The following is a 25,925-nucleotide window of genomic DNA, read 5'->3' on the forward strand; positions in this document are numbered from 1 at the left end:
GCTGGATGAGCATTCGTTCGGCCTGGCTCGCGACCCTGCTGCCGCTCGGCGTCGCGCTGGCATTGGCGGCGCTGGCCGGGATCCTCAGCGGGCATTTCTGGGCTGCGCTGGCCTTGGCCGCGCTCGGCGTGCTGGCTTGGCACTACTGGCGGATGCATACCATCCTCAACCACATCGCCGCGCGCCGGCGCATCCATCCGCCGCAGGGCCCGGGATTGTGGAACGAAACCGAACGCCTGCTGGCCCGCCAGCAAGATGAAACGCGGACCCGCAAGCAACGCCTGACGACGATGCTGCGCACCTATCGCGCCGCCGCGGCCGCGCTGCCCGACGCCGTTGTGGTGATGGCACGCAAGGGACACCGCGTGGTGTGGTTCAACGAAGCGGCGCAGCGCCTGCTCGGACTGCATTACCCGCGCGATCTCGGCGGAAATCTGGCGACGCATCTGGGCGAACTGAGCGTGCCGGACTGGCTGTCGCTGGGCCGCGATGCCGAACCACTGATGGACGAACAGCTGGCCTTCAATCCCGGCGTCCATCTCAGCCTGAAGTTGATCCACTACTCCGATGACCTGTGGCTGCTGATCGCGCGCGACGTCAGCAAGCTGATGCATCTCGAACAGATGCGCCGCGATTTCGTCGCCAATGTCTCGCATGAATTGCGCACGCCACTGACGGTGCTCCACGGCTATCTCGACATGATGGATACCGAGGAAGACCCCGAGACGTCACGGATGTTCGCCGAGATGCGCCACCAGTCGCTGCGGATGACGCAACTGGTGGAAGACCTGCTGACGCTGTCGCGGCTGGAGTCGCAGGAACGCATGCCCGACGACCATGTCGCGATGCCGTTGATGCTGGCAGTGCTGCGCCGCGAGGCCGAGGCGTTGAGCCAGGGGCGCCAGGCCATCACCATCGAGGACAGCGCCGGCGTCGATCTGTGGGGATCGAACAAGGAACTGCACAGCGCCTTCTCCAACCTGATCGGCAACGCCATCCGCTATACACCGGCCGGCGGTCGCATCGACGTCCGTTTCGCGCACGAAGGCGATGGCGCGGTGCTGAACGTGACCGACAGCGGCTACGGGATTCCCGCCGCGCATATTCCCAGGATCACCGAACGGTTCTATCGTGTCTCCACCAGCCGCGCGCGTGAAACCGGCGGCACCGGGCTTGGGCTGTCCATCGTCAAGCATGTCCTGAACCACCACGACGCCCGCCTCGAGATCCATAGCGAGGTCGGCAAAGGAAGTACGTTTTCATGTCACTTCGGAAAGGAACGGGTCGTCCCGCGACCAGCCGCGGAATGAAGGCATCGACGCGACGGGTCAAGCCCGATCTGCACGATGCCTCGCTCTACTTCAACCGCGAGTTGTCGCAGCTCGACTTCAACTTCCGCGTGCTGGCGCAGGCGTACGATCCCGCGGTGCCGCTGCTGGAACGATTGCGCTACCTGTGCATTTCCTGCACCAACCTCGACGAATTCTTCGAGATCCGCGCCGGCAGCCTGCAGCACGCCGAACACCTTGGCCTGCAACCAGGGCCGGATGGCCGTTCGCACGCGACGGTGCTGCAGCAGATCCACGAACGCGCCGCCGAACTTGTGCAGGCGCAATACGCCAATTTCTACGACGAGCTGCGCCCGGCACTGTTCGCCGAGGGCATCCGCCTGTTGCAACGCGAGCAATGGTCGCCACAGCAAGCGGACTGGCTGCGCAAGTATTTCCGCGAACAGATCATGCCAGTGCTGTCGCCGATCGCGCTCGATCCTTCGCACCCGTTTCCGCGTATCCTCAACAAGGCGCTCAACGTGGTGGTGGTGTTGCAGGGCCGCGATGCGTTTGGCCGCAAGGGCCATCTCGCGATCGTGCGCGCGCCGCGTTCGCTGTCGCGCATCATCCAGATCCCCGATCTCAGCGGCGAAGGCGGCCAGGACTTCGTGTTCCTGTCCTCGGTGCTGTCGGAATTCGTCGATGAGCTGTTCCCCGGACTGAAGGTGAAGGGCGCGTACCAGTTCCGCGTCACCCGCAATTCGGAGCTGATCGTCGACGAGGAGGAAGTCGACAATCTCGCCCACGCGTTGCGCGACGAACTGGTCGGTCGCGGTTATCTGAAGGCAGTGCGACTCGAGCTGGCGGAAAACTGCCCGCCCGAGATCGAACGCTTCCTGCTGCAGAATTTCGAACTGACCGAAAACGCGGTGTATCGCATCCGTGGCCCGGTCAATCTCAACCGCGTGATCCAGGTCTACGATCTGGTGCGCGATCGTCCCGACCTGAAGTTCCTGCCGATGCTGCCGCGGCAGATGGACGAGGAATCGATGTTTCGCCGCGTCGCCGCCGGCGACGTGTTGCTGCATCATCCCTTCGACGCGTTCACGCCGGTGCTCGACCTGATCCGCGAAGCCGCCGACGATCCCGACGTGCTGGCGATCAAGCAGACGCTGTATCGCACCGGCAAGGACTCCGCGATCGTCGACCAGCTGATCCGCGCCGCGCGCAACGGCAAGGACGTCACCGTGGTGGTGGAATTGCGCGCACGCTTCGACGAGGAAGCCAACCTCGGGCTTGCCGATCGCATGCAGGAGGCCGGCGTGCAGGTGGTGTACGGCGTGGTCGGCTACAAGACGCACGCCAAGATGCTGCTGATCATCCGCCGCGAGGGCAAGAACCTGCGCCGTTACGTCCATCTCGGCACCGGCAATTACCACAGCGGCACCGCGCGCCTGTATACCGATATCGGCCTGATCACCTGCAACAAGGACATCGGCGAGGACGTCAACCGCGCGTTCCAGCAGATTTCCGGCCTGGCGTCGGCGATGAAGCTCAAGCGCATCCTGCTGTCGCCGTTCACCCTCCACAGCGGCCTGCTCGAACGCATCGAACGCGAGACCGCGCACGCCCGCAAGGGCAAGCCGGCGCACGTGATCGCCAAGATGAACGCGTTGAACGAACCCGACGTGGTGCGCGCGCTGTACACGGCATCGCAAGCCGGGGTGAAGATCGACCTGATCGTGCGCGGCGCCTGCACGCTGCGGCCGGGCGTGCCCGGCGTCTCCGACAACATCCGCGTGCGTTCGATCGTCGGCCGTTTCCTCGAACACCATCGCGTGTATTGGTTCGCCAACGACGGCGACCCGGAAATCTTCTGTTCTTCCGCCGACTGGCTGGAACGCAACCTGTTGCGGCGCGTCGAGACCTGCTTCCCGATCCTCGATCCGGTGCTGGCCAAGCGCGTCTACGACGAAGTGCTGGCGAACTATCTCGAAGACAACACGCAGGCGTGGGAACTGCAACCCGATGGCCAATACCTGCACCTGCATCCAGTCGATGGGCAGCCGCCACATGCAGCGCAGTTATCGCTGCTGGAACGTATCGACGGACCGGCACCAAACGCGTGATCGTGCGCCATCACGATTGACCCACTAAGCTTGCCCACCATGAGCCCGAGTCGCGCCAGCACTCCTGACACGCCCCTGCGCGACGGCGACCTGCTGGCCGCGGTCGATCTCGGCTCCAACAGTTTCCACATGGTGGTGGCGCGCTACACGCTGGGCCAGTTGCGCGTGGTCGACCGCATCCGCGAGATGGTGCGGATGGCGGAAGGGCTCGATCGTTCCGGCCAGCTCAGTGCGCCGGTGCAGCAACGCGCGCTCGATTGCCTGTCGCGCTTCGGCCAGCGCATCCGCGACATCCCGCCGTGGCGCGTGCGCGCGCTCGCCACCAACAGCGTGCGCAGGTTGCGTGATTCCCAGGAATTCCTGGTGCCGGCGGAAATCGCGCTCGGCCATTCCATCGAAGTGGTGTCCGGCCGCGAGGAAGCACGACTGGTCTATCTCGGCGTCGCCCACGCGCAGCCGCCGAAACGCGGCGAGCTGCGCTTGGTGATGGACATCGGCGGCGGTTCCACCGAATGCATCATCGGCAGCGGGCTGGAACCGATCGAACGCGAAAGCCTGCAGGTCGGTTGCGTGGCGACGACCCGGCGTTTCTTCGCCAACGGCAAGCTCACCCGCAAGAAATGGAAGCAGGCGCTGACCGCAGTCGCCGCGGAATTCCAGCAGTTCTCCAACACCTATCGCGCGCTGGGCTGGGACGATGCGATGGGATCGTCGGGCACCATCAAGGCGATCGGCAAGATTTGCGCCGGCACCGGCATCAGCAATGGCGAGATCACGCCGGAAGCGCTGTGGCACGTGCGTGAACTGATGCTCGCCGCGGGCAGCATCAACAAGATCCAGTTGCCCGGTCTGTCCGACGACCGCACCCCGGTGATCGCCGGCGGCGTGGTGGTACTCGAAGCCGCATTCGCGACGCTGGGCATTCGGCAAATGGATGTCAGCAAGGCGGCGATGCGCGAAGGCATCCTCTACGACATGATCGGCCGCGCCGGTGGCGACGATGCGCGCGACAGTTCGGTCAACGCGATGATGCAGCGCTACGGCGTCGATATCGCGCAAGCGACGCGGGTGGAGCGCACCGCCACCGAGTTGTTCGCCCAAGTGCACAAGAGCTGGAAGCTCGATCCCGACGACGGCCTGATCCTCGGCTGGGCGGCACGCCTGCACGAGATCGGCCTGGTGATCGCGCATAGCCAGTACCACCTGCATGGTGCCTATGTGCTGGAACACTCGGACGTGGCCGGTTTCACCCAGCAGGAACAGCAGATGCTGGCGATCCTGGTGCGCAGCCATCGTCGCGGCCTGCCGAAGTCGATGTTCGATGCCCTGCCCGCACGCCTGCGCCAGACCACGCGACGACTGTGCGTGTTGTTGCGACTCGCGGTGTTGATGCATCGCTCGCACGAGGGGCAAGCGATTCCGCGCCTGAGGTTGCGCGCCGACAAGAACACGATGCGCCTGGAGCTTTCTGGGCGCTGGCTCGACGAACGCCCGTTATTGCGCGCCGACTTGCTGGGCGAACAGGCCGATATCGCCAGCCTCGGGTTCAAGTTGATCGTGCAGGCGGGTTGATTACTGCCCGCGCTGCATGATCTCGCCTTCATCGCGCAAGGTGAAGGGATTGAAGTGCGTGGCGTGGTCGAACGTGTCGACGCCCTCCTCGCGCTTCAACCAGCCGACCACCGCATACGTCACAGGGGTCAGCACGACTTCGACCAACACTTTCATCGTCCAGTTGAACAGGATCACCTTGACCAGCGTGGTGCTTTCCCAGATGCCGAGGAAGGCGATCGGATAGAAGGTGATGCTGTCGCAGGCCTGCCCGACCACCGTCGAACCGATGGTGCGCGTCCACAGGTGCTTGCCCTGGGTGATGATTTTCATCCGCGCCATCACGAAGGCGTTGACGAAATCGCCGACCCAGTAGCCGATCATCGATGCCAGCGCGATCCGCCAGGTGTTGCCGAACACGACTTCCAGCGCCGGTTGCAACGTCTTGTTGAATGGTTCGGCCGGGCTCATCGGCATGTGCACCACCACCCACGCCATCACCGTGGCGAAGATCATCGCGCCGAAACCAGCCCAGATCGCGCGGCGCGCCCGTGCATAGCCATAGACCTCGGTGAGCACGTCACCGAAGATGTAGCCGATCGGGAAAAACAGGTTGCCGGTGCCGAAACTGAGCGGCCCGATCCCTGGCACGTCCATCACGCTGACCTTGGCCGGACCGATCAGGTTGGAACACAGCAGTACCGCGACCATGCCGGCGACCAGCATGTCGTAATAGCGAAACCCCTGGCGTGGCGACGCGGATATCACGGATGCGCCAGCGCGTAGTCCAGCGCCCCGCGGATCGCGGCGACCTGCGCGTCATTGCACTGCGCCGGCGAAGCGCGCGGACTGTCCGGATAGACCTCTGTGGTGGTGGTGTAGCGTGCATCGGTGATGCTCGCGCACAAGCCCAACTCCAGCAGCGGATATTCGATCACGCCGGGCGCGACCACCGGGGAGCCGATGATGGTGCCATCGGGATCGGCCGGCGCGATATGCGTGACTTTTTCGACAGCCGCGTTCACCGCCTGCTGGAAGCCCGGTTGCGGATTGGCGGAATCTGCGCACAGGTAGAAGCCATCGGGAATGGTGCCCGGCTCGAACGGCGCACCATCACGCGCGGCCAATGCAGGTCGGAATTCGGATTCGTCGCTGTCGGTGGTTTCGTGCAGGTCGATGTGCATCAGGAAACGACCGCGCAGTGGCGCCACCAATTCCAGCAATGCCGCCGATTCAGCGCAGGGACTGTCGGGATGGAAAGATCGGTTGGGATCAATCGCATCGGGGTTCCAGCGATTGATCCGCTCGTACGCCCAAGGGCTGACGCAGGGCACGACCAGCAGGTTGACACGGCCGGCGTAATCCTGGGCGTGGCGATCGAGGAATTGCAGCGCACCGTGCACGCCGCTGGTCTCGTAGCCGTGCACGCCGCCGGTCACCAGCGCGATCGGCAAGGCATCGTTCCAGTCGCGACTGCGCAACGCGAACAGCGGGTACACGCCGTCGGGCGACTCGTCGAGGCGAGCGTATTCCGAGACATCGAAGCATTCACGCAGGCGGTCAATGGCGCTCACCACGTCGTCGGCATAGCTGCGCTGCTTGCGTTGGCGCGCGCGCCATTCGGCCTTCTCGGCCGCGCCCCACGGCTGGCCGGGAGTACCGACGGGATAGAAGTGTTGAAGCGTCATCGACCTACTCGCTCAGCTGGTCCGGACAAGCATTGTAGGCCGACGATGGCGATGCGCAGCGGACGCTTCATTTCCCGAATGCTCTATCCCGTTCGAACGGCTGCGCCATCGCCCGCAGCAAGCTGCCTTCATCGTCGTCAGCGGTCAGTTCCCAGGTGAACACGCCGCGCAAGCCGTGGTCGCGGGCAAAGCGTGCACGAATTCCGATGGAGCGCGGATCTTCATAGCTCACGAAGACATGCTCCTTGGCGTTGAACAGCCACGGCGCCTGCGCGACCGGATGCCAATGCTGTTGCCACTGCGGATCGCCCAACAGCTTCGCCTTGATGACACGCCAATCGCCGGCCGGATACGTGCCGGAATACGGTTGATACAGCCCGTCGTTGCCGTCACGGGTGACGTGATAACCGCGACCATAGAACGGCACGCCCACCACCAGCTTGTCCGCCGGCACGCCATGCGCACGGTAATACGCGACCGCGCCTTCGACGCTGTTCCAGCGCCGTGATTCGGGAGCAAGCGGATCTTCCGGAACTTCGCGCATGGGCGCGTTGAACGATGTCACCGGGGAGAACGTGGTGCCCATGTCGTAGCTCATCAGGTTGATGAAATCGAGCGTTTTCGCCACCGCGGCCAGTTCATAGCTCTTCGCCGGATCATAGGCACCCGCGGATTCCATGCGCCCACCGGGCAAGGCCGCGGTGAGCCACAAGTGTTGTCCGCGCCGTTTGCCGATGCCGTCCAGCTGGCGACGGAACTCCTGCAGCAACAAGGTCGCGTTGTGATGATCTTGGGGGCGTGCGGCGATGTGCTGCGGTCCGCCATACACCGGGAATTCCCAATCGATGTCGATGCCGTCGAACGTTCCGCGCTGGTGATCGAAGAACTCGGCGATGCACGACGAGACGAAACGCTTGCGGCTGGCGTCGGTGAGCGCTGCGTCCGAGAATCCATCGCCTTCCCAGCCGCCAATCGAAATGATGGTGTGCAGTTTCGGATGTTCACGTTTCAGTTTCGCCAGCGCGACGAAATTCGCATCGGCATTCGCCTTCGCCGCGCATTGACCGTCTTCGATCCGCGCGAACGCATAGAACAGATGCGTCAGCGTGTCGGCTGGGATATGTTCGATCGGATAGCGCGACGACGAACCGCCCGGGTAGTAGGCGGCGACGACTTTCGACAATGGCGCATCGGCGGCGCGTGCGGCGGGAACGATTCCTCCAGCCAGAAGGATGCAGGCAATCGCCATGCGTCGAAACACGGGCTGGCGCGACACTCAAGCCACCGCCTTTTTCACCAACGCACGGATCTTCTTTTCCTCGGCATCGCCCAAGTCTTTCAGGCCATAGGACGTCGGCCACATCACGCCATCATCCAGCATGGCGGCGTCGTTGAAACCCAATGTCGCATAGCGGTCTCCGAACTTCTTCGCATCCTTGAAAAAGCAGATGATCTTGCCATCCGTGTTCGCATAAGCAGGCATTCCATACCACGTCTTCGGCATCAGCCCCGGCGCGACCGATTTGACGATGGCGTGCAGGCGCGTGGCCATCGCGCGGTCCGATGCGTCCATTTCGGCGACCTTGGCCAGCACGTCGGCTTCACCGTCTGCCCGGCTCTTTTCAGCCTTGAGTTCGCGGGCGCGTTCCTTCATCGCGTCACGCTCGGCGGCGCTGAAACCCTCCGATGGGCTGGCGCCCGTCTTGGCCTTCTTCGTGATCTTGCTCGCGGTTTTCCTGGTGGTCTGGCTCATGTCGATGTCCTCGGATCTGTTCGGAGCGGAATTTCAGCTGCGTTCCTGCAGGCGCAGCAAATTGCCAGCGGGATCGCGCACGGCACAATCGCGCACGCCGTAGGGTTGCATGGTCGGTTCCTCGACGATCTCGGCGCCACTGGCCTGGATGCGTTCGAATGCGGCATCAAGGTCTTTCGTCGCCAGCAGCATGATCGCGTAAGTACCCTTGGCCATCATTTCCGAGATGATGCGTTTCTCGTCGTCGGTCACGCCCGGGCTGGCGGCCGGCGGAAACAGCACGATCGAGGTGCCGGGCTGGTCGGGCGGACCGATGGTAAGCCAGCGCATGCCGTTGTAGCCGACATCGTTGCGGACCTCGAAACCGAGGATGTCGCGATAGAAAGCCAGTGACGCGTCGGGATCGAGGTGCGGGAGGAAACTCGAATGAATCGTGATGTCCATGATCATGTTCGCTGCATGGGTGGAGCCATGATGCTAGGTGGACTCCGGAGTCGGCGCTTCTCGATTCCTGATCGGTCGCGTCACCTGGCGCGCCACGCACGCCGGCATCCCCGCCGTCGCCAGCGCGGCTTCACGCCGATACACGCCGGGCGAGACGCCGACCAGTTCGGTGAAGCGCGTGGTGAACGTGCCCAGCGACGCGCAGCCAACCGCGAAGCAGATCTCGGTGACGCTGGGGTCGCCACGTCGCAGCATCGCCATCGCGCGTTCGATCCGGCGCGTCATCAGGTAGCTGTAGGGCGACTCGCCGAACGCAAGTTTGAATTGTCGGCTGAGATGCCCGGACGACATGCCGATATCGTGCGCCAGTTCATCGACGTTGAGTGGCTTGGCGTACTCGCGATCCATGCGGTCACGGACGCGGCGCAATCGCGCGAGATCGCGCAGGAACACCGCATCAGGGGATCGGCCGGTCATGGCGTTGACGGCTCCGCCGGCACGAATTTCCGAGCCACCAGCCAATCACGGAATTCTTCCGGCCAGTGATCGCTGCTGGTCCCTTGGTGTTTCATGCCGAAGCCATGGCCGCCAGTGGCGAATATGTGTGCTTCCGGCTTCATGCCCGCGGCATCCAGTGCCATGTGGAAGCGCTCGATCTGCGGCAACGCCACCGGATCATCCTGCGCCCAGGCCATGAATATCGGTGGCAGTGCTTTCGGAATCGCCGGCATCACACCGAATGGTGCACCGTAGAGCAAGGCCACGAAGTCGGGTCGCGTCCGGACATCGGATTGCAGCGCGGTGTTGCTCGCGACCATCGCGCCCGCCGAAAATCCGAGAATGCCGAGTTTGCCCGGAGCGACGCCCCATTCCATCGCGTGTTCGCGCACCAGCGCAAGCGCGCGCAATGCATCCTGGGTACCGTACTTCGCCGCCGCATCCATGTCCATGTCGTCGGGTATGCCCTGGCCACGTTTTTCCGGAATGCGGTACTTGAGCACGAAGGCGGCGATGCCGCGTTGTTGCAGCCAGCGCGCCACGTTTTCGCCCTCGAGCCCGACCGCGAGCGCGACGAACGCGCCTCCGGGCGCAATGATCACCCCGGCGCCGGTCGCCTTGCCCTTGTCCGGCAGGTACGCCGTCAATGTCGGTTCGGTCACGTTGATGATGATGGTGCCGACCGGCGTCCCGGTGATGGTCTGCTCGTGCTGCGCCCAATGGCCGGTCCCCGGCGCCGCGCCCGGCCACAACCTCACTGTCGTCTGCGCGCGTGCGCAAGGGATGAACAGCAGCAGCACTATCGCGAATAGGTGGCGCACGCCGTTCTCCTGACGGAATCAAAAACCGCGATCGGCGACACCGTATCATGACGCATGACCGACGCCGCCCCCGAATTCACCACCTTGCCGTTGAAGCCCGAATTGTTCCAGGGCCTCGACGCCTTGGGCCATGTGCGGATGACGCCGATCCAGGCGCAGGCCTTGCCCGCGCTGATCGAAGGCCGCGACCTGATCGCGCAGGCGCCGACCGGCAGCGGCAAGACCGCCGCGTTCGGACTCGCGCTGCTGCACCGGATCGACCCGACGCAGGCTGGCGTGCAGGCTTTGGTGTTGTGTCCGACCCGCGAATTGGCCGACCAGGTCGGCAAGCACATTCGCAAGCTCGCCACCGGCATCGCCAATCTCAAACTGTCGATCTTCACCGGCGGCACCGCGCTGGCGCCGCAGCTCGCCTCGCTGGCGCAGCACGCGCCGCAGGTGGTGGTTGGAACCCCCGGCCGCGTACAGGAACTGATGCGCAAGCGGGTGCTCGACCTGCGCAGCGTCAGTGTGCTGGTGCTGGACGAAGCCGACCGCATGCTCGACATGGGCTTCGAGGATGCGATCCGCGAAATCGCCGGCAAACTGCCGAAGACGCGCCAGAGCCTGCTGTTCTCGGCGACATATCCGGACGCGATCCGCGCCATCGGACATGGCCTGACCCACGATGCGCTGGAAGTGACCGTCGGCGACATTGCCCAGCGCCCGGTGATCGAACAATTGTTTTTCGAGGTGGAACCGGCGCAGAAACCCGCCGCCCTCGCCGGTCTGTTGCTGCAGCACGATCCCGGTTCGGCGGTGGTGTTCTGCAACATGCGTCGTGATGTCGATGATGTCGCCGCCTCGCTCGCCCACCTCGGATTCTCCGCGCTGCCATTGCACGGCGAGATGGAACAGCGCGACCGCGACGAAGTGCTGGTGCGCTTCGCCAACCGCAGCTGCAATGTGCTGGTCGCCAGCGACGTCGCCGCGCGCGGACTCGACATCGACGATCTCGGCGCCGTGGTCAATTACGACTTCCCGACCGATCCCGACACCTATCTGCATCGCATCGGTCGCACCGGACGCGCCGGCCGCAGCGGCCTGGCGATGAGCCTGTGCGGCGCGCGCGAAGTCGCCCGCGTGGTGACGATGGAAGAACAGCTCGGGATCAAACCACGCTGGCAGCGCCCCGCACTCGCCAGCCTGCGCCCGAATGCCGCGCCGGCGGCGCCGATGGTCACGTTGCGGATCGATGCCGGTCGCACCGACAAGCTGCGCCCCGGCGACATCGTCGGGGCGCTGACCGGCGATGCCGGGCTGCCGGGCGACGCGGTCGGCAAGATCGACGTGTTCCCGACGCGCAGCTATGTCGCGATCGCGCGAAACCACGCCACGAAGGCGCTGGCGCGGCTGCAGGCCGGGAAAATCAAGGGCCGCAAGTTCCGCGTACGGCAATTCTGAACCGGGCTGTGGCGGGCCTGCGCGGTACACTGGCGCATCCCCAACGGAACCAATCATGGCCAAGCCCAACTATTCCTTCGAAAAACGCCAGCGCGAACTCGCCAAGAAAAAGAAGCAGGACGAGAAGGACGCCAAGAAGCAGGCCGAACGCGAAGCCAAGCAGAAGCCCGGAACCACCCCGCCGCCGGCCGAATGACGGCATCGGGAACTGCGGTTCCCGCGCTCACTCCGCCTCGGCTGCCGCCTCGCGCCCCTGCTGGCGGATCAGGGCTTCCTCGCGCGCATCGTTGATCGCATGGCGCACGGCGTCGAGATCGGGAGCCGATTCGTCGTGTACGAAGACACCGGTCAATTCGCTGTCCGGCAGCAGTTCGCCGGCCTCGAACAGCGCCCACATTTCCTCGCCATACCAGGTCTCCAGCAACTCCGGCGCCCAGCGGCCAAGGCTAGCGGTGAGGTTGTTGACGTCACGCAACAGCATGGTGCGCGCGGCATTGTTGCCGGCGGCGCTGACCACTTGCGGAAAATCGATGATCACCGGGCCATCGGGCGCGACCAGCACGTTGTATTCCGACAGATCGCCATGGATCAGGCCGACGCACAGCATCCTCACCACCTGGCGCACCAGGAAACGATGAAACTCGCGCGCCTGATCGGCTGACAGTTCCACCTCGGCCAAGCGCGGCGCGGAGTGGCCGTCGGCATCAACCACCAATTCCATCACCAGCACGCCGTGGAAATAGCCATAGGGATGCGGCACGCGCACGCCGGCATCCCGCAACTGGTACAGCGCATCGACTTCGGTGTTCTTCCACGCGGTCTCCTGCTGCTTGCGCCCGTATTTGCTGGCTTTGCCGATCGCGCGCGCCTCGCGGCTGCCACGTACCTTGCGCCCTTCCTGGTATTGCACGCGCTGGCGGAAACTGCGCTGCGCCATGTCCTTGTAAACCTTCGCGCAACGGATATCGTCGCCGGCGCGCACCACGTATACGGAGGCTTCCTTGCCGCTCTTGAGCGGTCGCACCACGCCATCGATCACGCCGTCATCGATCAGCGCTTGCAGTCCTGCAGGAGTTTTCATCGCAATAGAGTGCCTGATCGATACACTGCCTGTCTCGTTTACCGGCCCATGATCCATGCCCGAACCGATTCGATGGGGAAAACGCGGGGCCGAACCATCGGACGCGGTGGAACCCGCCACGATCCTGCTGCACAAACCCGTTGGCTTCGACGCCATCGCTGGCAACATGCCCGCGGTGGCATTGGTGAAAGATGACGCCCGCTGGGCCGATGATCCTTCCGGCATCGAACCATTGAAGCGCCACTTCCAACGCCTGACGCCACTGGTTCCTCTCGACAACGATGCCAGCGGCTTGATGGTGTTCACCCAGGACGGTCGCATCTGGCGCCGGCTGACCGAGGATGTCGACACGATCGAACAGGAATTCGTCGTCGAAGTCAGCGGCGAGATCGCGCCGTATGGCTTGAGTCGACTGAGCCACGGTCTGCAGTTCAACGGCCGCACCCTGCCCCCGTGCCGGGTCAGCTGGCAGAACGAAATCCGCCTGCGTTTCGCCCTGAAAGGCGTGCAAAGCGGGCAACTGCGCGATATGTGCGCACAAGTCGGCCTGGGCGTGGTCGCGATCCGGCGCCTGCGCATCGGCAAGGTCGGATTGGCGAAGATGCCGGTCGGCGCGTGGCGCTACCTGCCGGTCGGCGAGCGCTTCTGAGCGCGAAACGACTAACCCTTGCGCACGCGCAGGGTCAGGCCTTTCAGGAAATTGCGCATCATCTGGTCACCACAGGGGCGGAAGTTCTTGTGCGCGTGCTGGCGGAACAGCGCCGACAGTTCCGGCTTCGACACCGGGAAGCCGGCATCGACGAACACCTGGTGCATGTCGACGTCCTTGAGCTCGAAAGCGACGCGCAGCTTCTTCAGCACCAGATTGTTGTTGATGCGTTTCTCCACCGCTCGCGGCGGCGCGCCGTCCTGCCTGCCACGGAAGTGGATGACCAGTCCATCGAGGAAATGCGCCAGCACGCTGTCGCTGCAGGCGATGAAACCCGGTTCCTCTTCCTTCTTCAGGAACGCCTGGACATCATCCTTGTCGATGACGAACCCGGGATCGGCCAGTCCCGCGACCTCGATCACCTTGTTGTCGCTGAGATCGAGCATGTAGCGGATGCTGCGGAGGATGTCGTTGTTGATCATGGCGAAGCAGCCCGGCGGATGGCGAAACGGAACAGAGCGCTAGTGTCGCATCCTGCAAGTCCGGGATGCGCGCTAGCATGCACTCCCGTTCCGGAGATCTACGCTTGACCCGATACACCGGCCCCTTGCTGACCCGCGCCCTCGGCGACGCCTTGACCGCTGCCTGCGATCGCGGTGCGGATTCGTGGGCCGGCTCGCTCGATCTTGGCCGCAGCAATGACGAGGCGCTATTGTCCGCTGATGACTGGAGCTATCGCGGCGTGCGTTATCCGTGGCCGGGCAAGCTCAAGGACCGCACGATCTACTGGTGGCACGACGACGAGTTCGCGGCGGTCTCGCGCTATGCCGGCAAGCTGATCAAGCTGGTGCCGACCGAATGGGACGTTCCCACGTTCGAGATCGATGGCATCAAGATGCTGCCGACCTCGAAGGAATCGCCGCTCGACGATGCCCGGCGCAAGGTCACGCTGATCCAGCCGTCAGGCAAGACGGTGCTCGATACCTGCGGCGGACTTGGTTATTTCGCTGCCTGCTGCCTCGATGCTGGTGTCGCCCGCATCCAGTCGTTCGAGAAGAACGAAGACGTGCTGTGGCTGCGGACGCTCAATCCGTGGTCACCCGATCCCGATGCGCCCGCCAGTGGCGGCCGCTTGCAACTCGCGCATGGCGATGTCTCGCTGGCGATCTCGCAACTGCCTGCAGCGTCGTTCGATGCCGTGCTGCACGATCCCCCACGCTTCGGCATCGCCGGCGAACTGTATTCGCAGGCGTTCTATGATCAACTGGCGCGGGTGTTGCGGCGTGGCGGCCGGCTGTTCCACTACACCGGCAGTCCGAACAAACTCACCAGCGGCCGTGACGTGCCGCGCGAAGTGCAGAAACGACTGGAAAAAGCCGGCTTCAAGGCGGAGCTGGCGCTGGACGGGGTATTGGCGGTGAAGCGTTAGGGATTGCCGAGATCCTGCACGAAGCAACCGACCGCGCCATCCCAATGCATCCGCAACTGCTGCGGCTTCAACCCCGGGTTGGAGAACGTCTGCGTGCATTGCAACGTGCCCGAGGCCGTGGCGCCCACCATGCACTGTGTCGTGATCGTGGATTCGATCGGATTGCCGGTCGCCATGACGGTTTTCTGGACAAAGGTGTAGCCGAACGTGCCACCCTCGACCAGCGGGAACGGCTGCCCCTGCAACGCGTCGACGGAAACAGTGTGGACGGTGAATTCGCTCGCGCCGTATGCACTGGCTGAGTGAATCGCCGAGTCCAGCGGCAACAGTCCCGCCCAAGCCGATCCATCCACGGTGGTCGTCGCCGACGTGCCCCCGCTGCCCGCCGTCGATTCGCTACGAAGCTGGCACTGATTGCCGCCCGCCGTACGCCGCACCTGCACCTTGGTCAACACCGGAATCGTGCCGATCATGCGCGTTCCGGACCGCTCGATGGGCACGCCGTTTCCTGCCGGAATCTGGAAGAACTTTTCACTCGCGACGCGTCGTGACAATGCATCGTCATCGGTAGGAACCTGTGGCGCCTGCACGACTGGAGCTGCGGGGGCCGCCACATTCGCATCGACCGTGCCACCGAGGCGCCTGATTTCCATCCGCGCGATCGGGGCGTGGCGTCCCTGCGGGAATGCCGCCAGATAATCCTTGTAATCGGCGATCTGCCTGCTCTTGCCGATGCGGCCCCAGAACTCGGCTTCGACATCATCACTGGCACCTGCCGCGGGCTTTGCATTCGCGGGAGCGTTGGCGACAGGCATTGATCGCTGCACCGCAGCCGCGGGCGGCGACGCCAGCGCCGGGTCCGGCGTCCATGGCATCTCGATGATCTTGATGCCAGTGAACGGGAACGCATGGCGATAATCGTTGCGACTCTTGTCCGCTTCGGCCTGGGTGTCGCTGCCGATGCACAGCGCGTCCGGCGCGACGCCGTAGCTGGCTGCCGCGCTGCGGGCGAATGCCTGCGCGTAACGGGTCAACGTACCGTAATACTCGCCGTTGCTCCTCGCTGGCAGTGTTGCAGTGAAGACGGCACTGGTGACCAGTTTGCGCACATCGGAATCCGCCGTCCGGCAATAGACGTAGCTGTCGCTGGCAACGGCTGGCGCCGGCGCGGTTCGCGCATACATCGCCGCGCTGGGCATCCACTGCACGTCATGCCATTTGTAGACGCGGATGCCGAACGATCGCCTGCCCATGATTCCGGCGATCTTCACCCGCAAATCCTCGAGTGCCTGGCGCGGCGCAACCACGCACGACTTGTCGCCCGAACCACCGAGCGTCCCGACATAGGCATGGAATTCGGTCGCGAGTTCGTTGCCCAGCGGGTCGGTATTCGGCGGCGCCGGAAAAATCTGCGACACCCAGATATTGCGTCCGCCGGCATCGTTGACCGAGCAATACGCGAACTGGGGCTCCGCTGCGCGTGCAATACCCGATATCGAACACAGGCACAGCAAGGCGAACGCGCCCGAAACGAAATGCCGCATGCAGATCTCCCCCGATGGATATCGCGATAGTTGCATCGAATCCGTCGAATGAATATCCCCGCCAACGGAACTTGCAGGCAAAGTGACGAGAGTCGGCTCAATACCCGGATCGACATCACACCAGAGCAGATCCACGGCAGGTATTGCAGGGAAGACAGCAGGCATTCAACCGGGTGTTGCTAGCGTGTTGCCATGACCTCCATCCCGGCAGGCATCCAGGAGTGACGCGGTGAAGCAGATCCTGCCCCTGGTGCTCTTGATGATCGCCACCTCGCCGGCTCTGGCTGCAGGCGGCGGCCAGTCCGATTCCGCATCTTCAGCGTCCGCGAAGGCACTCGATCTCTCCCTGCCCAACCAGCCGACCTATTCCTACGCGCCCACCGATCCGCGTGGCGACGCCAGCGGCGTCCCGGAAACCCGCAGCACCATGCCGGCCGGCAGCTATCCCTACGATCCGGCCAAACGCTTCGCTGCACCGACAAATACCCTCGAACGCGTGGATACCTGCGACGGCAAGCCGCATGGCAGTGCCACGGTTGGCGTCGGTTATTCCAACCGCTTCGGCAATAGCAACTTCCAGGCCGCCCAACTCAATACCTGCAAGCGCTATTACAACAATGAAGGCAACGCGCACGACGTCGGCGTGAGTATCAGCATCGGCCAGGGCAGCAGTGGCCCTGGGCGTGCTCGCCGCAGCTGGTAGTTCCACTCTTTCGTCCCACGCTGGCATGATGAGATCGGCGGCGAGTCATGTGCCGCATGCGACGACTCATCAGCCAGGACACACATGCGAACCTTCGTACTGAGAGCACGGGCGGCACCCACGGACAGCCAGAAACTGCTGGCATCCATTGGCAAGGAGGCCCATACCGAAATCCTCGCGCATACGCTGATGAACGCTGTCTTCGTGGCCCAGTCGCACCGCCCGGATGTCACGGTCTACCTGGTGTTGGAAAGCACCCAGGATTTCTCCCGCACGATCCGCTTCGAACCCGATGCCATGCATGACATCGGCGGCTTCGACGAGCGCGCGCTGCTGGGCAAGATCGCCAACGCGCTGGATGTCTCCAGGGGAATGGGCAAGGAAGAAACGCGACCGGTGGAATCGGGCGTCACCGTGCGCACGGTGAGCTTCGAGCGACTGGTGCAGGAACTCGCCGAAGATCACCAACTCTTCGTGATGGACAGGAAAGGCGCACCAATCCGCGAGCAGGTGTTCGAGGGCAATCCCTGCTTCCTGCTGACCGACCACATCCCGATGCCGAAAAAGACCTTCCATAGCCTTGAACGCCTCGGCGCAAAGAAAATCACGCTGGGATCAAAGATGCTGTTTGCGTCGCAGTGTGTGGTGTTGATTCATTATGAGTTGGATCAGCGGTAGCGTGGCCATCCGATATTCGTTGACCTGATCGCTGCCTCAATCCCTGTATTTTCGCTTCTGCCTCGCTTCCTCGGACACTGGATCTTGAAGCCAAGAAACTAAATCTTCGAGTACGATCAACTCGAATTGGGGTTGTCCGTGAGACCCAGTCAGAAAAACTTGATGGGTACTCCCATAGAAATTTCGAGATGACCCTTCATCGCCCACAAGAAGTGGCTCGAAATAGAAGCGCTCTTTATACGAAGAGCCAACCGACCAGCAGACCACCAAGTCGATTTGTTTCGCGAACTTCTCCTCTCGGTCCAAATCGGTGATTAATCCATCGAAAGAATACTTATATTCCAGAACCTTGGGTTCGCTCAGACCAACTTGCGAAAGATCTTTTGACACGCCCAATCGGTTCCTTTGGCTAAACGCAAATTTCTCGCCTGAATCGTAATCAAGCAAGAAAAGCGAGTCATATCGGTCACTTTGGCTTGTGCCAAGAAATTTGTATCCGGTAATCAAGCCCATACCTACAAATTCATGGAAGAGCGCAATAACATCTTGCTCTTGACGAGGTTTTGAGATCAACGCCACAGAGCCATGATCCGACGAGAACGCCAGTGGGTTCGCATCACGATACGCTTCTTGCGCTTTCTTCCAGTCGTAAAGTTCTTTCTCTGGTGTGATTACTTGCGCACCAGTATCCGGTTTCAAATGGGTCAAAAACCGCTTGAACACATTGACTGCCCTGACAGCTAACTGCTCACCTAGTTCAGTCAATTCTGGTTGGAAAATTTTTCGCCCCATATCAGGATTGCCATCCGTGAAGTGGACAACAACATGCGTATTCGCCTGATAACCGATTGTGCTCGTCAGCGGAATAATCGATAGGTCACCTTGAGGCATGAAATCCGAAGCCAACTGCAGGCCACCATGAACCAAACGCTGCCCTTTTCTAAGTTTCAAAACCTCGTCGTTGAATTCACCCCATATTTTTGCGGAACGCAGGAATACTGCGTACACAATCACATTATGCTTTTCAATAAGCGTTCTGGATTCTTCAGTGAGTGCTGACGCAAAGGGGGATTCGTCTGAAAGAATCGCCTCGCGATCCCAAATTTCCCATAGAGCATCGAGGCGTTTGAATTCCGCGCCAACGCGCGCGAATTTTGTAGCTGGGTCACCTTCAACCTTCGCTACAGCCTTGGCAACATCAGAAACCGTTTGAATCTTCAACCCCGGAATTTCATGAGGGTAGTAATAGTCAGGGCTTGATAGTTCTTTACGTGTCTTAGTCCCCTCAGCAGACGTAACCTCAATAACCACCTCGATGGAAGGTGTTTTTCCTGCCGAAAGATAGATGCCACCAAGTGGAGACTTGATTCTCAGTATTTCGGCCCATTGATCAGCACTTTGTGCACCAATCCAATTCAGGTTCTTTGGCCTCTCGCCTGGCGCTTTACCCACAAAGATAGAAACCGAAGTTCCACTTGCTTCACCCACCAGGTATGGCACTTCAAACTTCGTAGCCTCAAATTTTGGTCGCGGAACGGTACCGCTATTGTCCTCAGCCCATTGGCGTCCCTGACGAAGAATTGCAGCCAATTCCAAACCACTCTTCCTGCTTTGGAGTTTTAGAAATGAAAATCCGTATGCGAGGAAAGTTGCTCCAACCCCCTTGTGCCCGCGCAAGTCAGCCTGCTTCTTAAAACTGACATTCGGTCGAAGGCAATAACGAAACTCTGACTCCGACATTCCAATTCCGTTGTCTACGACCTGCACCAAACCAGATGGAATGTCTATCGAGATCCAAACTTTCGGCTTGTAAGACGCATCATCTTTTCTGGTGCGCGCCTGCACTGCGTCTAGTGCATTTTGGATCAATTCCGAAAAAACATCGAAGTACCCCGTATAGCTCTTCAGAATATTGTGAACAATTCGCTTGCTTGCCTCTTCTATGACAGAGACGAATTCATCGCCACCGTCGGTCGAAGTTGCAAGCGGATCAAATCCATCGAGCGCATGGTGATCTGACACTGTCTACCCCCAGAAAAAATAAAATTGATTAGAAAGTCGACAGAACCTTGTCACATATTCCTTCTGTACTCCCCACCCACATCGTACAACGCATGGCTGATCTGCCCCAGGCTATGCGTCTTCACCGCCTCCATCAGCGCTGCAAACACGTTCTTCCGGTCACGCGCGGTCTTCTGCAGATACCCCAGGCCATGACCATCGTGGACCTCGCCCTCCACCGCCGCATCCTCGACCACATGTTCGTGATGGGTTTCGCCTTCCGGCGCCAAGGCGTTGCGTGACATCTGCCAGGCGCGCACGTTCTCGATCTGTTGACCCTTTTCTTCCTCGGTCGAACGGATCAACTCGATCTCGGTGACCACTTCGCCGGCGTGTTCCTTGGGCAGGAAGGTGTTGACGCCGACCAGCGGCAGGCTGCCATCGTGCTTCTTGTGCTCGTAGTACAAGCTTTCTTCTTGGATCTTGCCGCGCTGGTACATGGTGTCCATCGCGCCGAGCACGCCGCCGCGCTCGCTGATCGCCTCGAATTCCTTGTAGACCGCTTCCTCGACGATATCGGTGAGGTACTCGACCGCGAAGCTGCCTTGCCACGGGTTCTCGTTGAAGTTGAGCCCGAGTTCCTTGTTGATGATCATCTGGATCGCCACCGCGCGCCGCACCGATTCCTCGGTGGGGGTGGTAATCGCTTCGTCGTAGGCGTTGGTGTGCAGGCTGTTGCAGTTGTCGAACAGTGCGTACAGCGCCTGTAGCGTGGTGCGGATGTCGTTGAACTGGATTTCCTGCGCGTGCAGCGAACGGCCTGACGTCTGGATGTGGTATTTCATCATCTGGCTGCGTTCATTGGCGCCGTAACGCTCGCGCATCGCGCGTGCCCAGATGCGCCGCGCGACGCGGCCGATCACGGTGTATTCCGGGTCCATGCCGTTGGAGAAGAAGAACGACAGGTTGGGCGCGAAGTCGTCGATCTTCATCCCGCGCGCGAGGTAGTACTCGACGATAGTGAAGCCGTTGCTGAGGGTGAACGCCAGCTGCGAGATCGGGTTCGCGCCGGCTTCGGCGATGTGGTAGCCGGAAATCGACACCGAGTAGAAATTGCGCACGGCGTGGTCGACGAAGTACTGCTGGATATCGCCCATCATCCGCAGCGCGAATTCGGTGCTGAAGATGCAGGTGTTCTGTGCCTGGTCTTCCTTGAGGATGTCGGCCTGCACGGTGCCGCGCACGGTCTTGAGCGTCTCCGCCTTGATGCGCGCATAGGTGTCGGCATCGACCAGCTGGTCGCCGGTCACGCCGAGCAGTCCCAGCCCGAGTCCATCGTTGGTCGGCGGCAGGTCGCCGTGGTAGCGCGGACGTGAGATGCCTTTATCGAGCTGAGATGCGAAGAACGCATCGATCTTCTGCTGCGCTTCGGCCCAGCGTGCCGGATCTTCCTTCAGGTATTTCTCGACCTGCTGATCGATCGCCGTGTTCATGAACATCGCGAGGATCATCGGCGCCGGCCCGTTGATCGTCATCGACACCGAAGTGGTCGGCGCGCACAGGTCGAAGCCCGAATACAGCTTCTTCATGTCGTCCAGCGTCGGGATGTTGACCCCAGAATTGCCGATCTTGCCGTAGATGTCCGGGCGCGGCGCGGGATCCTCGCCGTACAGCGTCACGCTGTCGAACGCGGTCGACAGGCGCGCGGCCGGCTGGCCAACGCTCAAATAGTGGAAGCGACGATTGGTGCGTTCCGGTGTGCCTTCGCCCGCGAACATGCGGATCGGATCCTCGCCGGTGCGGCGATACGGATAGACGCCGCCGGTATACGGATACGAGCCCGGCAGGTTTTCCTTGCCGAGAAAGACCAGCAGCTCGCCCCACGACTTGTAGGTCGGTGCGGCGATCTTCGGCACCTTCTGGTGGCTCAGTGATTCGCGATAATTCTCGACGCGAATGGTCTTGCCACGCACCTGGTATTCGGTGACGTCATCGGTGATCGACTTCAGGCGTGCCGGCCATTCGCGCAGCAGTTTCAGGTTCTCGTTGCTCAGCGATTGCACGGCATCGTTGTAGCGCTGACGCAGCGTCAGCAAGGAACGATCGGCATCGACCGCACCTGGCTGGACGTCATCGCGGGCATACAACTCCAGCGTCTGCGGCAGCTTGGCGTCATCCAGTTCGCGCAGCGCTTCCCAGCAGCTCTGGGCGCGATCGGCGATGTCGGACTGCTTTTCAATTTGCGTGTTGATCGAACGGCCCTGCTCGGCGATCTCGGCGAGATAACGCACGCGCGCACCGGGAATCAGCACGGTGGCACGCGGTTCCTTCAACGTGGTATCGACCGCAGGCGACCACTTCGCTTCCGGCAGCGACAGCTTCCCGCGCAGCAGGCGGCACAGGTTGGCGAACATCCAACTGATGCCGGGATCGTTGAACTGCGATGCGATGGTCGGATAGACCGGCACGTCTTCGTCCTTGGTCTGGAACGCCACGCGATTGCGCTTCCACTGCTTGCGGATATCGCGCAGCGCATCCTCGGCACCACGCTTGTCGTATTTGTTGAGCACGACCAGTTCGGCGTAATCGATCATGTCGATCTTCTCGAGCTGCGACGCCGCGCCGTAATCGCTGGTCATCACGTACATCGGGAAATCGACCAGATCGACGATCTCCGAATCGCTCTGGCCGATGCCGGCGGTCTCGACGATCACCAGGTCGTAGTCGAGTGATTTCAGGAAGGCGATGCAATCCTTCAGCACCGCATTGGTCGCCACGTTCTGCCGGCGCGTCGCCATCGAACGCATGTAGACGCGATGGCTGCGCAGCGAGTTCATGCGGATGCGATCGCCCAGCAACGCGCCACCGGTACGGCGGCGGGTGGGATCGACCGAAATCACCGCGATGCGCATCTGCGGGAAATTCGCCAGGAAGCGATTGAGCAGCTCGTCGGTCACCGACGACTTGCCGGCGCCGCCGGTGCCGGTAATGCCGATCACTGGCGTCTTCCCGCCCGCCAGTTGCCACTGCTTGCGCAGGTGTGCGAGTTCGGATTCGCCCAGCTGGCCGTCCTCGATCGCCGACAGCACGCGACCGATGCCGATTTCGTCGTCGATGCCTGGCGCATCGTTGCTGGAACTGCGTGCCGTGGCCTGGCGGCCATCATCGGCGCGCTTGACCACGTCCTCGATCATTTCGACCAACCCCATCTTCATGCCATCGTTGGGGTGATAGATGCGTTCGACGCCATAGGCCTCGAGCTCGCGGATTTCTTCCGGGGTAATGGTGCCGCCGCCGCCGCCGAACACCTTGATGTGCGGCGCGCCGCGTTCCTTCAGCATGTCGACCATGTACTTGAAGTATTCGACATGCCCACCCTGGTAGGACGACAGCGCGATGCCGTCGGCGTCTTCCTGCAGGGCCGCGCGCACCACGTCCTCGACACTGCGGTTGTGGCCGAGGTGGATCACTTCCGCGCCCTGCGCCTGGATCAACCGGCGCATGATGTTGATCGCGGCGTCATGTCCATCGAACAGGCTGGCGGCGGTCACGAAGCGCAGCGGCACCGCGCTCTCGCTGGCCGCGGTGGACTGGCGTTCGGTCATCGTCTGGGCGGGCGTGCTCATGCGCTTTCAAGCCGGATTTCGGGAATTTCCCATTGTAGCGCGGGCATCCCTGCCGCCATTTGCGCATACCGAACGGGCCGCCGTGTCAAGCCCACATTCATCCCTGCCCATGCGGCGGCGCACGCAAGCCGGCGGATGGGAAGGGCTAGAATATGCCGCCCCCAGCCATCCGGCTCGGCGCGCTTCCTTCCCGGACCACGCATCGGCCGCCAGCTGCCAATGCTCATCGGAGCTACGAATGATTTTCGAAACCCTCGACACCACCGGCCACGAGCAGGTCGTGTTCTGCCATAACAAGGACGCCGGCCTGAAGGCGATCATCGCCATCCACAACACCGTGCTCGGCCCGGCGTTGGGCGGCACGCGCATGTGGCCGTACAAGAGCGAGGATGAAGCGCTGAACGACGTGCTGCGGCTGTCGCGCGGCATGACCTACAAGAACGCGGTGGCCGGCCTCAACCTCGGCGGCGGCAAGGCGGTGATCATCGGCGATCCGGCCAAGGACAAATCGGAAGCGCTGTTCCGCGCCTTCGGCCAGTTCGTGGAATCGCTGGGCGGCCGCTACATCACTGCCGAGGACGTCGGCATCGATGTCAACGACATGGAATACGTGTTCCGCGAAACCGAATACGTCACCGGCGTGCACCAGGTCCACGGCGGTTCGGGCGATCCCTCGCCGTTCACCGCCTACGGCACGCTGCAGGGCCTGATGGCGACGCTCAACAAGAAGTACGGCGACGAGGAAGTCGGCAAGCATTCCTACGCGGTGCAGGGCCTCGGCCACGTCGGCATGGAGTTCGTGAAGCTGCTGAAGGAACGCGGCGCCAAGATCTTCGTCACCGACATCAACAAGCAGCTGGTCGACAAGGCCGTGAGCGAATACGGCGCCGAAGCGGTCGGCCTCGACGAGATCTACGACGTCAACGCCGATGTCTATTCGCCGTGCGCGCTCGGCGGCACCATCAACGAGAAGACATTGCCGCGCCTCAAGGCCAAGATCATCTGCGGCGCGGCCAACAACCAGCTCGCCAGCAACGAGATCGGCGACGAAGTGCAGCGCCGCGGCATCCTCTACGCGCCCGATTACGCGGTGAATGCCGGCGGCGTGATGAACGTGTCGCTGGAAATCGACGGCTACAACCGCGAACGCGCGATGCGGATGATGCGCACCATCTACCACAACCTCGGCCGCATCTACGAGATCTCCGAACGCGACAACATCCCGACCTACCAGGCCGCGGATCGCCTCGCCGAGGAGCGCATCGAGTCGATCGGCAAGCTCAAGTTGCCGATGGGTCGTGGTTCCGCGCGCTTCAAGGGCCGCATTCGCCACTGATCGGCACGTGTCCGGCCATGCCCATCGGCGTGGCCGGCGACGACAAGCAAAAGGATTGACCCGCAATGCGCACTCCCAGCCTTGGTGAAGACATCGACGCCCTGCGCGATGCCGTCCGCCGTTTTGCCGACGCGGAAATCGCGCCGCGCGCTGCCGCCATCGATCACGACAACATGTTCCCGCAGGACCTGTGGCCGAAACTTGGCGAGATGGGCCTGCTCGGCATGACCGTGCCCGGCGAATTCGGCGGCAGCGAGATGGGTTATCTCGCGCACATGGTGGCGATGGAGGAAATCAGCCGCGCCTCGGGTTCGGTCGGCCTCAGCTACGGCGCGCATTCCAATCTGTGCGTGTCGAACCTGTACGCCAACGGCAATCAGGCGCAGCGCGAAAAGTACCTGCCGAAGTTGTGCAGCGGCGAATGGAAGGGCGCGCTGGCCATGAGCGAACCGGGCGCCGGTTCCGACGTGGTGGGATCAATGTCCTGCCGCGCCGAATTGCGCGACGGCATGTGGATCGCCAACGGCAACAAGATGTGGATCACCAACGGTCCCGAAGCCGACGTGCTGCTGGTCTACATGCGCACCGCGGGCAAGGACGCCGGCAGCAAGTGCATGACCACCTTCATCGTCGAGAAAGGCATGAAGGGTTTCAGCACCGCACAGAAGCTCGACAAGCTAGGCATGCGCGGCTCCAACACCTGCGAGCTGGTGTTCGAGGATTGCGCGATCCCGCAGGAGAACGTGGTCGGCGAAGTGCACCACGGCGTCAAGGTGCTGATGTCCGGCCTCAATACCGAACGACTGGTGCTGAGTGGCGGCCCGCTCGGACTGATGCAGGCCGCGCTCGACATCACCCTGCCCTACGTGCGCGAACGCAAGCAGTTCGACGTGGCGATCGGCACCTTCCAGTTGATGCAGGCCAAGATCGCCGACATGTACACGGCGTTGCAGTCGAGCCGCGCCTTCGCTTATTCGGTGGCGCGCGACTATGACGCAGGTCGCAAGAGTCGCGTCGACGCCGCCGCCTGCCTGATGCACGCCTCGGAAGCCGCAGTCGACGTCACGCTGGAAGCGATCCAGGCGCTCGGCGGCAACGGCTACATCAACGAGTTCCCGACCGGACGCCTGCTGCGCGATGCCAAGCTTTACGCGATCGGCGCCGGCACCAACGAAATCCGCCGCATGCTGATCGGCCGCGAACTATTCAACGGGCAAGGCTAAGCCTCGCACCGTCACGAGCGAAGTCAGGCCGGGATGCGCGGAAGCGCGCAGCCACCG

22 protein-coding genes and 1 pseudogene are annotated in these 25,925 nt (G+C 62.3%); 11 read left to right on the forward strand and 12 right to left on the reverse strand.

Annotation, left to right across the window (positions count from 1 at the left end; genetic code table 11):
- Window positions 1-5 precede the first annotated feature (5 nt).
- The 3 genes from phoR to ppx are packed head-to-tail and all read left to right on the forward strand — an operon-like array spanning window position 6 to window position 4,972.
- The gene (gene phoR / locus Lysil_RS12750; protein WP_103075903.1) at window positions 6-1,310 is read left to right on the forward strand and encodes a phosphate regulon sensor histidine kinase PhoR; all 1,305 of its coding nucleotides are present in this window, start codon (window positions 6-8) and stop codon (window positions 1,308-1,310) included.
- Window positions 1,307-3,400, forward strand: a complete 2,094-nt coding sequence (gene ppk1 / locus Lysil_RS12755; protein WP_103075904.1) for a polyphosphate kinase 1 — start codon at window positions 1,307-1,309, stop codon at window positions 3,398-3,400. Before phoR ends, ppk1 begins: the two co-directional genes overlap by 4 nt.
- 39 nt (window positions 3,401-3,439) lie before the next feature.
- Window positions 3,440-4,972 carry an exopolyphosphatase gene (gene ppx / locus Lysil_RS12760; RefSeq protein ID WP_103075905.1) on the forward strand — a complete coding sequence of 511 codons (1,533 nt, stop codon included), beginning with the start codon at window positions 3,440-3,442 and terminating at the stop codon, window positions 4,970-4,972.
- Here the strand turns inward: ppx and Lysil_RS12765 are convergent, their stop codons facing one another.
- The 7 genes from Lysil_RS12765 to Lysil_RS12795 form a co-directional block, all read right to left on the reverse strand.
- Window positions 4,973-5,719 carry a queuosine precursor transporter gene (locus tag Lysil_RS12765; RefSeq protein ID WP_240600575.1) on the reverse strand — a complete coding sequence of 249 codons (747 nt, stop codon included), beginning with the start codon at window positions 5,717-5,719 and terminating at the stop codon, window positions 4,973-4,975. It abuts the gene before it with no gap.
- Window positions 5,716-6,639: a M14 family metallopeptidase gene (locus tag Lysil_RS12770; RefSeq protein WP_103075907.1), complete on the reverse strand. Its 924-nt coding sequence runs from the start codon at window positions 6,637-6,639 to the stop codon at window positions 5,716-5,718. The genes Lysil_RS12765 and Lysil_RS12770 overlap by 4 nt, the downstream gene beginning before the upstream one ends.
- A gap of 67 nt (window positions 6,640-6,706) precedes the next feature.
- Complete coding sequence (locus tag Lysil_RS12775; RefSeq protein ID WP_240600577.1) at window positions 6,707-7,915, reverse strand: glycoside hydrolase family 18 protein; 1,209 nt, start codon at window positions 7,913-7,915, stop codon at window positions 6,707-6,709.
- The gene (locus Lysil_RS12780) at window positions 7,916-8,392 is read right to left on the reverse strand and encodes an iron chaperone (protein ID WP_103075908.1); all 477 of its coding nucleotides are present in this window, start codon (window positions 8,390-8,392) and stop codon (window positions 7,916-7,918) included.
- A 33-nt stretch (window positions 8,393-8,425) separates the two neighbouring features.
- The gene (locus Lysil_RS12785; RefSeq protein ID WP_103076066.1) at window positions 8,426-8,836 is read right to left on the reverse strand and encodes a VOC family protein; all 411 of its coding nucleotides are present in this window, start codon (window positions 8,834-8,836) and stop codon (window positions 8,426-8,428) included.
- Window positions 8,837-8,869: 33 nt separating this feature from the next.
- Entirely contained in the window at window positions 8,870-9,313 is a 444-nt protein-coding gene (locus Lysil_RS12790) for a helix-turn-helix transcriptional regulator (protein WP_103075909.1), read from the reverse strand.
- Complete coding sequence (locus tag Lysil_RS12795; RefSeq protein ID WP_129588441.1) at window positions 9,310-10,155, reverse strand: alpha/beta hydrolase; 846 nt, start codon at window positions 10,153-10,155, stop codon at window positions 9,310-9,312. The genes Lysil_RS12790 and Lysil_RS12795 overlap by 4 nt, the downstream gene beginning before the upstream one ends.
- 54 nt (window positions 10,156-10,209) lie before the next feature.
- Between Lysil_RS12795 and dbpA the strand changes: the two genes are divergently transcribed.
- Together dbpA and Lysil_RS13455 are read left to right on the forward strand one after the other, a co-directional pair.
- A complete protein-coding gene (gene dbpA / locus Lysil_RS12800; protein ID WP_103075911.1) occupies window positions 10,210-11,598 on the forward strand; it encodes an ATP-dependent RNA helicase DbpA in 1,389 nt (462 codons plus the stop codon).
- Between the two features lie 55 nt (window positions 11,599-11,653).
- The gene (locus Lysil_RS13455; RefSeq protein WP_165782494.1) at window positions 11,654-11,794 is read left to right on the forward strand and encodes a hypothetical protein; all 141 of its coding nucleotides are present in this window, start codon (window positions 11,654-11,656) and stop codon (window positions 11,792-11,794) included.
- A 27-nt stretch (window positions 11,795-11,821) separates the two neighbouring features.
- On the opposite strand, the gene Lysil_RS12805 is transcribed toward Lysil_RS13455, so the two are convergent.
- Window positions 11,822-12,679 carry a PA4780 family RIO1-like protein kinase gene (locus Lysil_RS12805; protein WP_103075912.1) on the reverse strand — a complete coding sequence of 286 codons (858 nt, stop codon included), beginning with the start codon at window positions 12,677-12,679 and terminating at the stop codon, window positions 11,822-11,824.
- A 103-nt stretch (window positions 12,680-12,782) separates the two neighbouring features.
- Between Lysil_RS12805 and Lysil_RS12810 the strand changes: the two are divergent.
- Window positions 12,783-13,328: pseudogene (locus Lysil_RS12810) on the forward strand (RNA-binding protein); the annotation flags it as partial.
- Window positions 13,329-13,339: 11 nt separating this feature from the next.
- Here the strand turns inward: Lysil_RS12810 and Lysil_RS12815 are convergent.
- Window positions 13,340-13,810, reverse strand: coding sequence for a YehS family protein (locus Lysil_RS12815; RefSeq protein ID WP_103075914.1), 471 nt, complete (start codon window positions 13,808-13,810; stop codon window positions 13,340-13,342).
- A gap of 104 nt (window positions 13,811-13,914) precedes the next feature.
- Here Lysil_RS12815 and Lysil_RS12820 point away from each other — a divergent pair, with 104 nt between their 5' ends.
- Window positions 13,915-14,757 carry a class I SAM-dependent methyltransferase gene (locus Lysil_RS12820; RefSeq protein WP_103075915.1) on the forward strand — a complete coding sequence of 281 codons (843 nt, stop codon included), beginning with the start codon at window positions 13,915-13,917 and terminating at the stop codon, window positions 14,755-14,757.
- Here Lysil_RS12820 and Lysil_RS12825 read toward each other — a convergent pair.
- Window positions 14,754-16,301, reverse strand: coding sequence for a hypothetical protein (locus Lysil_RS12825; RefSeq protein WP_103075916.1), 1,548 nt, complete (start codon window positions 16,299-16,301; stop codon window positions 14,754-14,756). The two genes, Lysil_RS12820 and Lysil_RS12825, sit on opposite strands and share 4 nt — an antisense overlap.
- Window positions 16,302-16,530: 229 nt before the next feature.
- On the opposite strand from Lysil_RS12825, the gene Lysil_RS12830 reads away from it, so the two are divergent.
- Both Lysil_RS12830 and trmY read left to right on the forward strand, forming a co-directional pair.
- The gene (locus Lysil_RS12830) at window positions 16,531-17,004 is read left to right on the forward strand and encodes a hypothetical protein (RefSeq protein WP_103075917.1); all 474 of its coding nucleotides are present in this window, start codon (window positions 16,531-16,533) and stop codon (window positions 17,002-17,004) included.
- An 84-nt stretch (window positions 17,005-17,088) separates the two neighbouring features.
- Complete coding sequence (trmY, locus tag Lysil_RS12835) at window positions 17,089-17,682, forward strand: tRNA (pseudouridine(54)-N(1))-methyltransferase TrmY (RefSeq protein WP_103075918.1); 594 nt, start codon at window positions 17,089-17,091, stop codon at window positions 17,680-17,682.
- A gap of 36 nt (window positions 17,683-17,718) precedes the next feature.
- Here trmY and Lysil_RS12840 read toward each other — a convergent pair whose 3' ends face one another.
- Both Lysil_RS12840 and Lysil_RS12845 read right to left on the reverse strand, forming a co-directional pair.
- Window positions 17,719-19,704: an ATP-binding protein gene (locus Lysil_RS12840; protein ID WP_103075919.1), complete on the reverse strand. Its 1,986-nt coding sequence runs from the start codon at window positions 19,702-19,704 to the stop codon at window positions 17,719-17,721.
- Window positions 19,705-19,754: 50 nt separating this feature from the next.
- Window positions 19,755-23,288, reverse strand: a complete 3,534-nt coding sequence (locus tag Lysil_RS12845; protein WP_240600617.1) for a methylmalonyl-CoA mutase family protein — start codon at window positions 23,286-23,288, stop codon at window positions 19,755-19,757.
- Window positions 23,289-23,547: 259 nt separating this feature from the next.
- On the opposite strand from Lysil_RS12845, the gene Lysil_RS12850 reads away from it, so the two are divergent.
- Both Lysil_RS12850 and Lysil_RS12855 read left to right on the forward strand, forming a co-directional pair.
- Window positions 23,548-24,645 (forward strand): Glu/Leu/Phe/Val dehydrogenase dimerization domain-containing protein, encoded by a 1,098-nt coding sequence (locus Lysil_RS12850; protein ID WP_103075921.1) that lies wholly within the window; start codon window positions 23,548-23,550, stop codon window positions 24,643-24,645.
- 65 nt (window positions 24,646-24,710) lie between these two features.
- Window positions 24,711-25,868, forward strand: coding sequence for an isovaleryl-CoA dehydrogenase (locus tag Lysil_RS12855; RefSeq protein WP_103075922.1), 1,158 nt, complete (start codon window positions 24,711-24,713; stop codon window positions 25,866-25,868).
- Window positions 25,869-25,925 lie beyond the last annotated feature (57 nt).

It is taken from the genome of Solilutibacter silvestris, assembly GCF_002895945.1.
Lineage (GTDB): Bacteria > Pseudomonadota > Gammaproteobacteria > Xanthomonadales > Xanthomonadaceae > Solilutibacter > Solilutibacter silvestris.

Coding starts and splice junctions, on each gene's coding strand:
- trmY (WP_103075918.1), top strand. CDS start 17,089: ATGCGAACCTTCGTACTGAGAGCACGGGCGGCACCCACGGACAGCCAG.
- Lysil_RS12815 (WP_103075914.1), bottom strand. CDS start 13,810: ATGATCAACAACGACATCCTCCGCAGCATCCGCTACATGCTCGATCTC.
- Lysil_RS13455 (WP_165782494.1), top strand. CDS start 11,654: ATGGCCAAGCCCAACTATTCCTTCGAAAAACGCCAGCGCGAACTCGCC.
- Lysil_RS12805 (WP_103075912.1), bottom strand. CDS start 12,679: ATGAAAACTCCTGCAGGACTGCAAGCGCTGATCGATGACGGCGTGATC.
- Lysil_RS12790 (WP_103075909.1), bottom strand. CDS start 9,313: ATGACCGGCCGATCCCCTGATGCGGTGTTCCTGCGCGATCTCGCGCGA.
- Lysil_RS12780 (WP_103075908.1), bottom strand. CDS start 8,392: ATGAGCCAGACCACCAGGAAAACCGCGAGCAAGATCACGAAGAAGGCC.
- ppx (WP_103075905.1), top strand. CDS start 3,440: ATGAGCCCGAGTCGCGCCAGCACTCCTGACACGCCCCTGCGCGACGGC.
- Lysil_RS12845 (WP_240600617.1), bottom strand. CDS start 23,288: ATGACCGAACGCCAGTCCACCGCGGCCAGCGAGAGCGCGGTGCCGCTG.
- Lysil_RS12825 (WP_103075916.1), bottom strand. CDS start 16,301: ATGCGGCATTTCGTTTCGGGCGCGTTCGCCTTGCTGTGCCTGTGTTCG.
- Lysil_RS12850 (WP_103075921.1), top strand. CDS start 23,548: ATGATTTTCGAAACCCTCGACACCACCGGCCACGAGCAGGTCGTGTTC.
- Lysil_RS12855 (WP_103075922.1), top strand. CDS start 24,711: ATGCGCACTCCCAGCCTTGGTGAAGACATCGACGCCCTGCGCGATGCC.
- Lysil_RS12785 (WP_103076066.1), bottom strand. CDS start 8,836: ATGGACATCACGATTCATTCGAGTTTCCTCCCGCACCTCGATCCCGAC.
- dbpA (WP_103075911.1), top strand. CDS start 10,210: ATGACCGACGCCGCCCCCGAATTCACCACCTTGCCGTTGAAGCCCGAA.
- ppk1 (WP_103075904.1), top strand. CDS start 1,307: ATGAAGGCATCGACGCGACGGGTCAAGCCCGATCTGCACGATGCCTCG.
- Lysil_RS12770 (WP_103075907.1), bottom strand. CDS start 6,639: ATGACGCTTCAACACTTCTATCCCGTCGGTACTCCCGGCCAGCCGTGG.
- phoR (WP_103075903.1), top strand. CDS start 6: ATGAGCATTCGTTCGGCCTGGCTCGCGACCCTGCTGCCGCTCGGCGTC.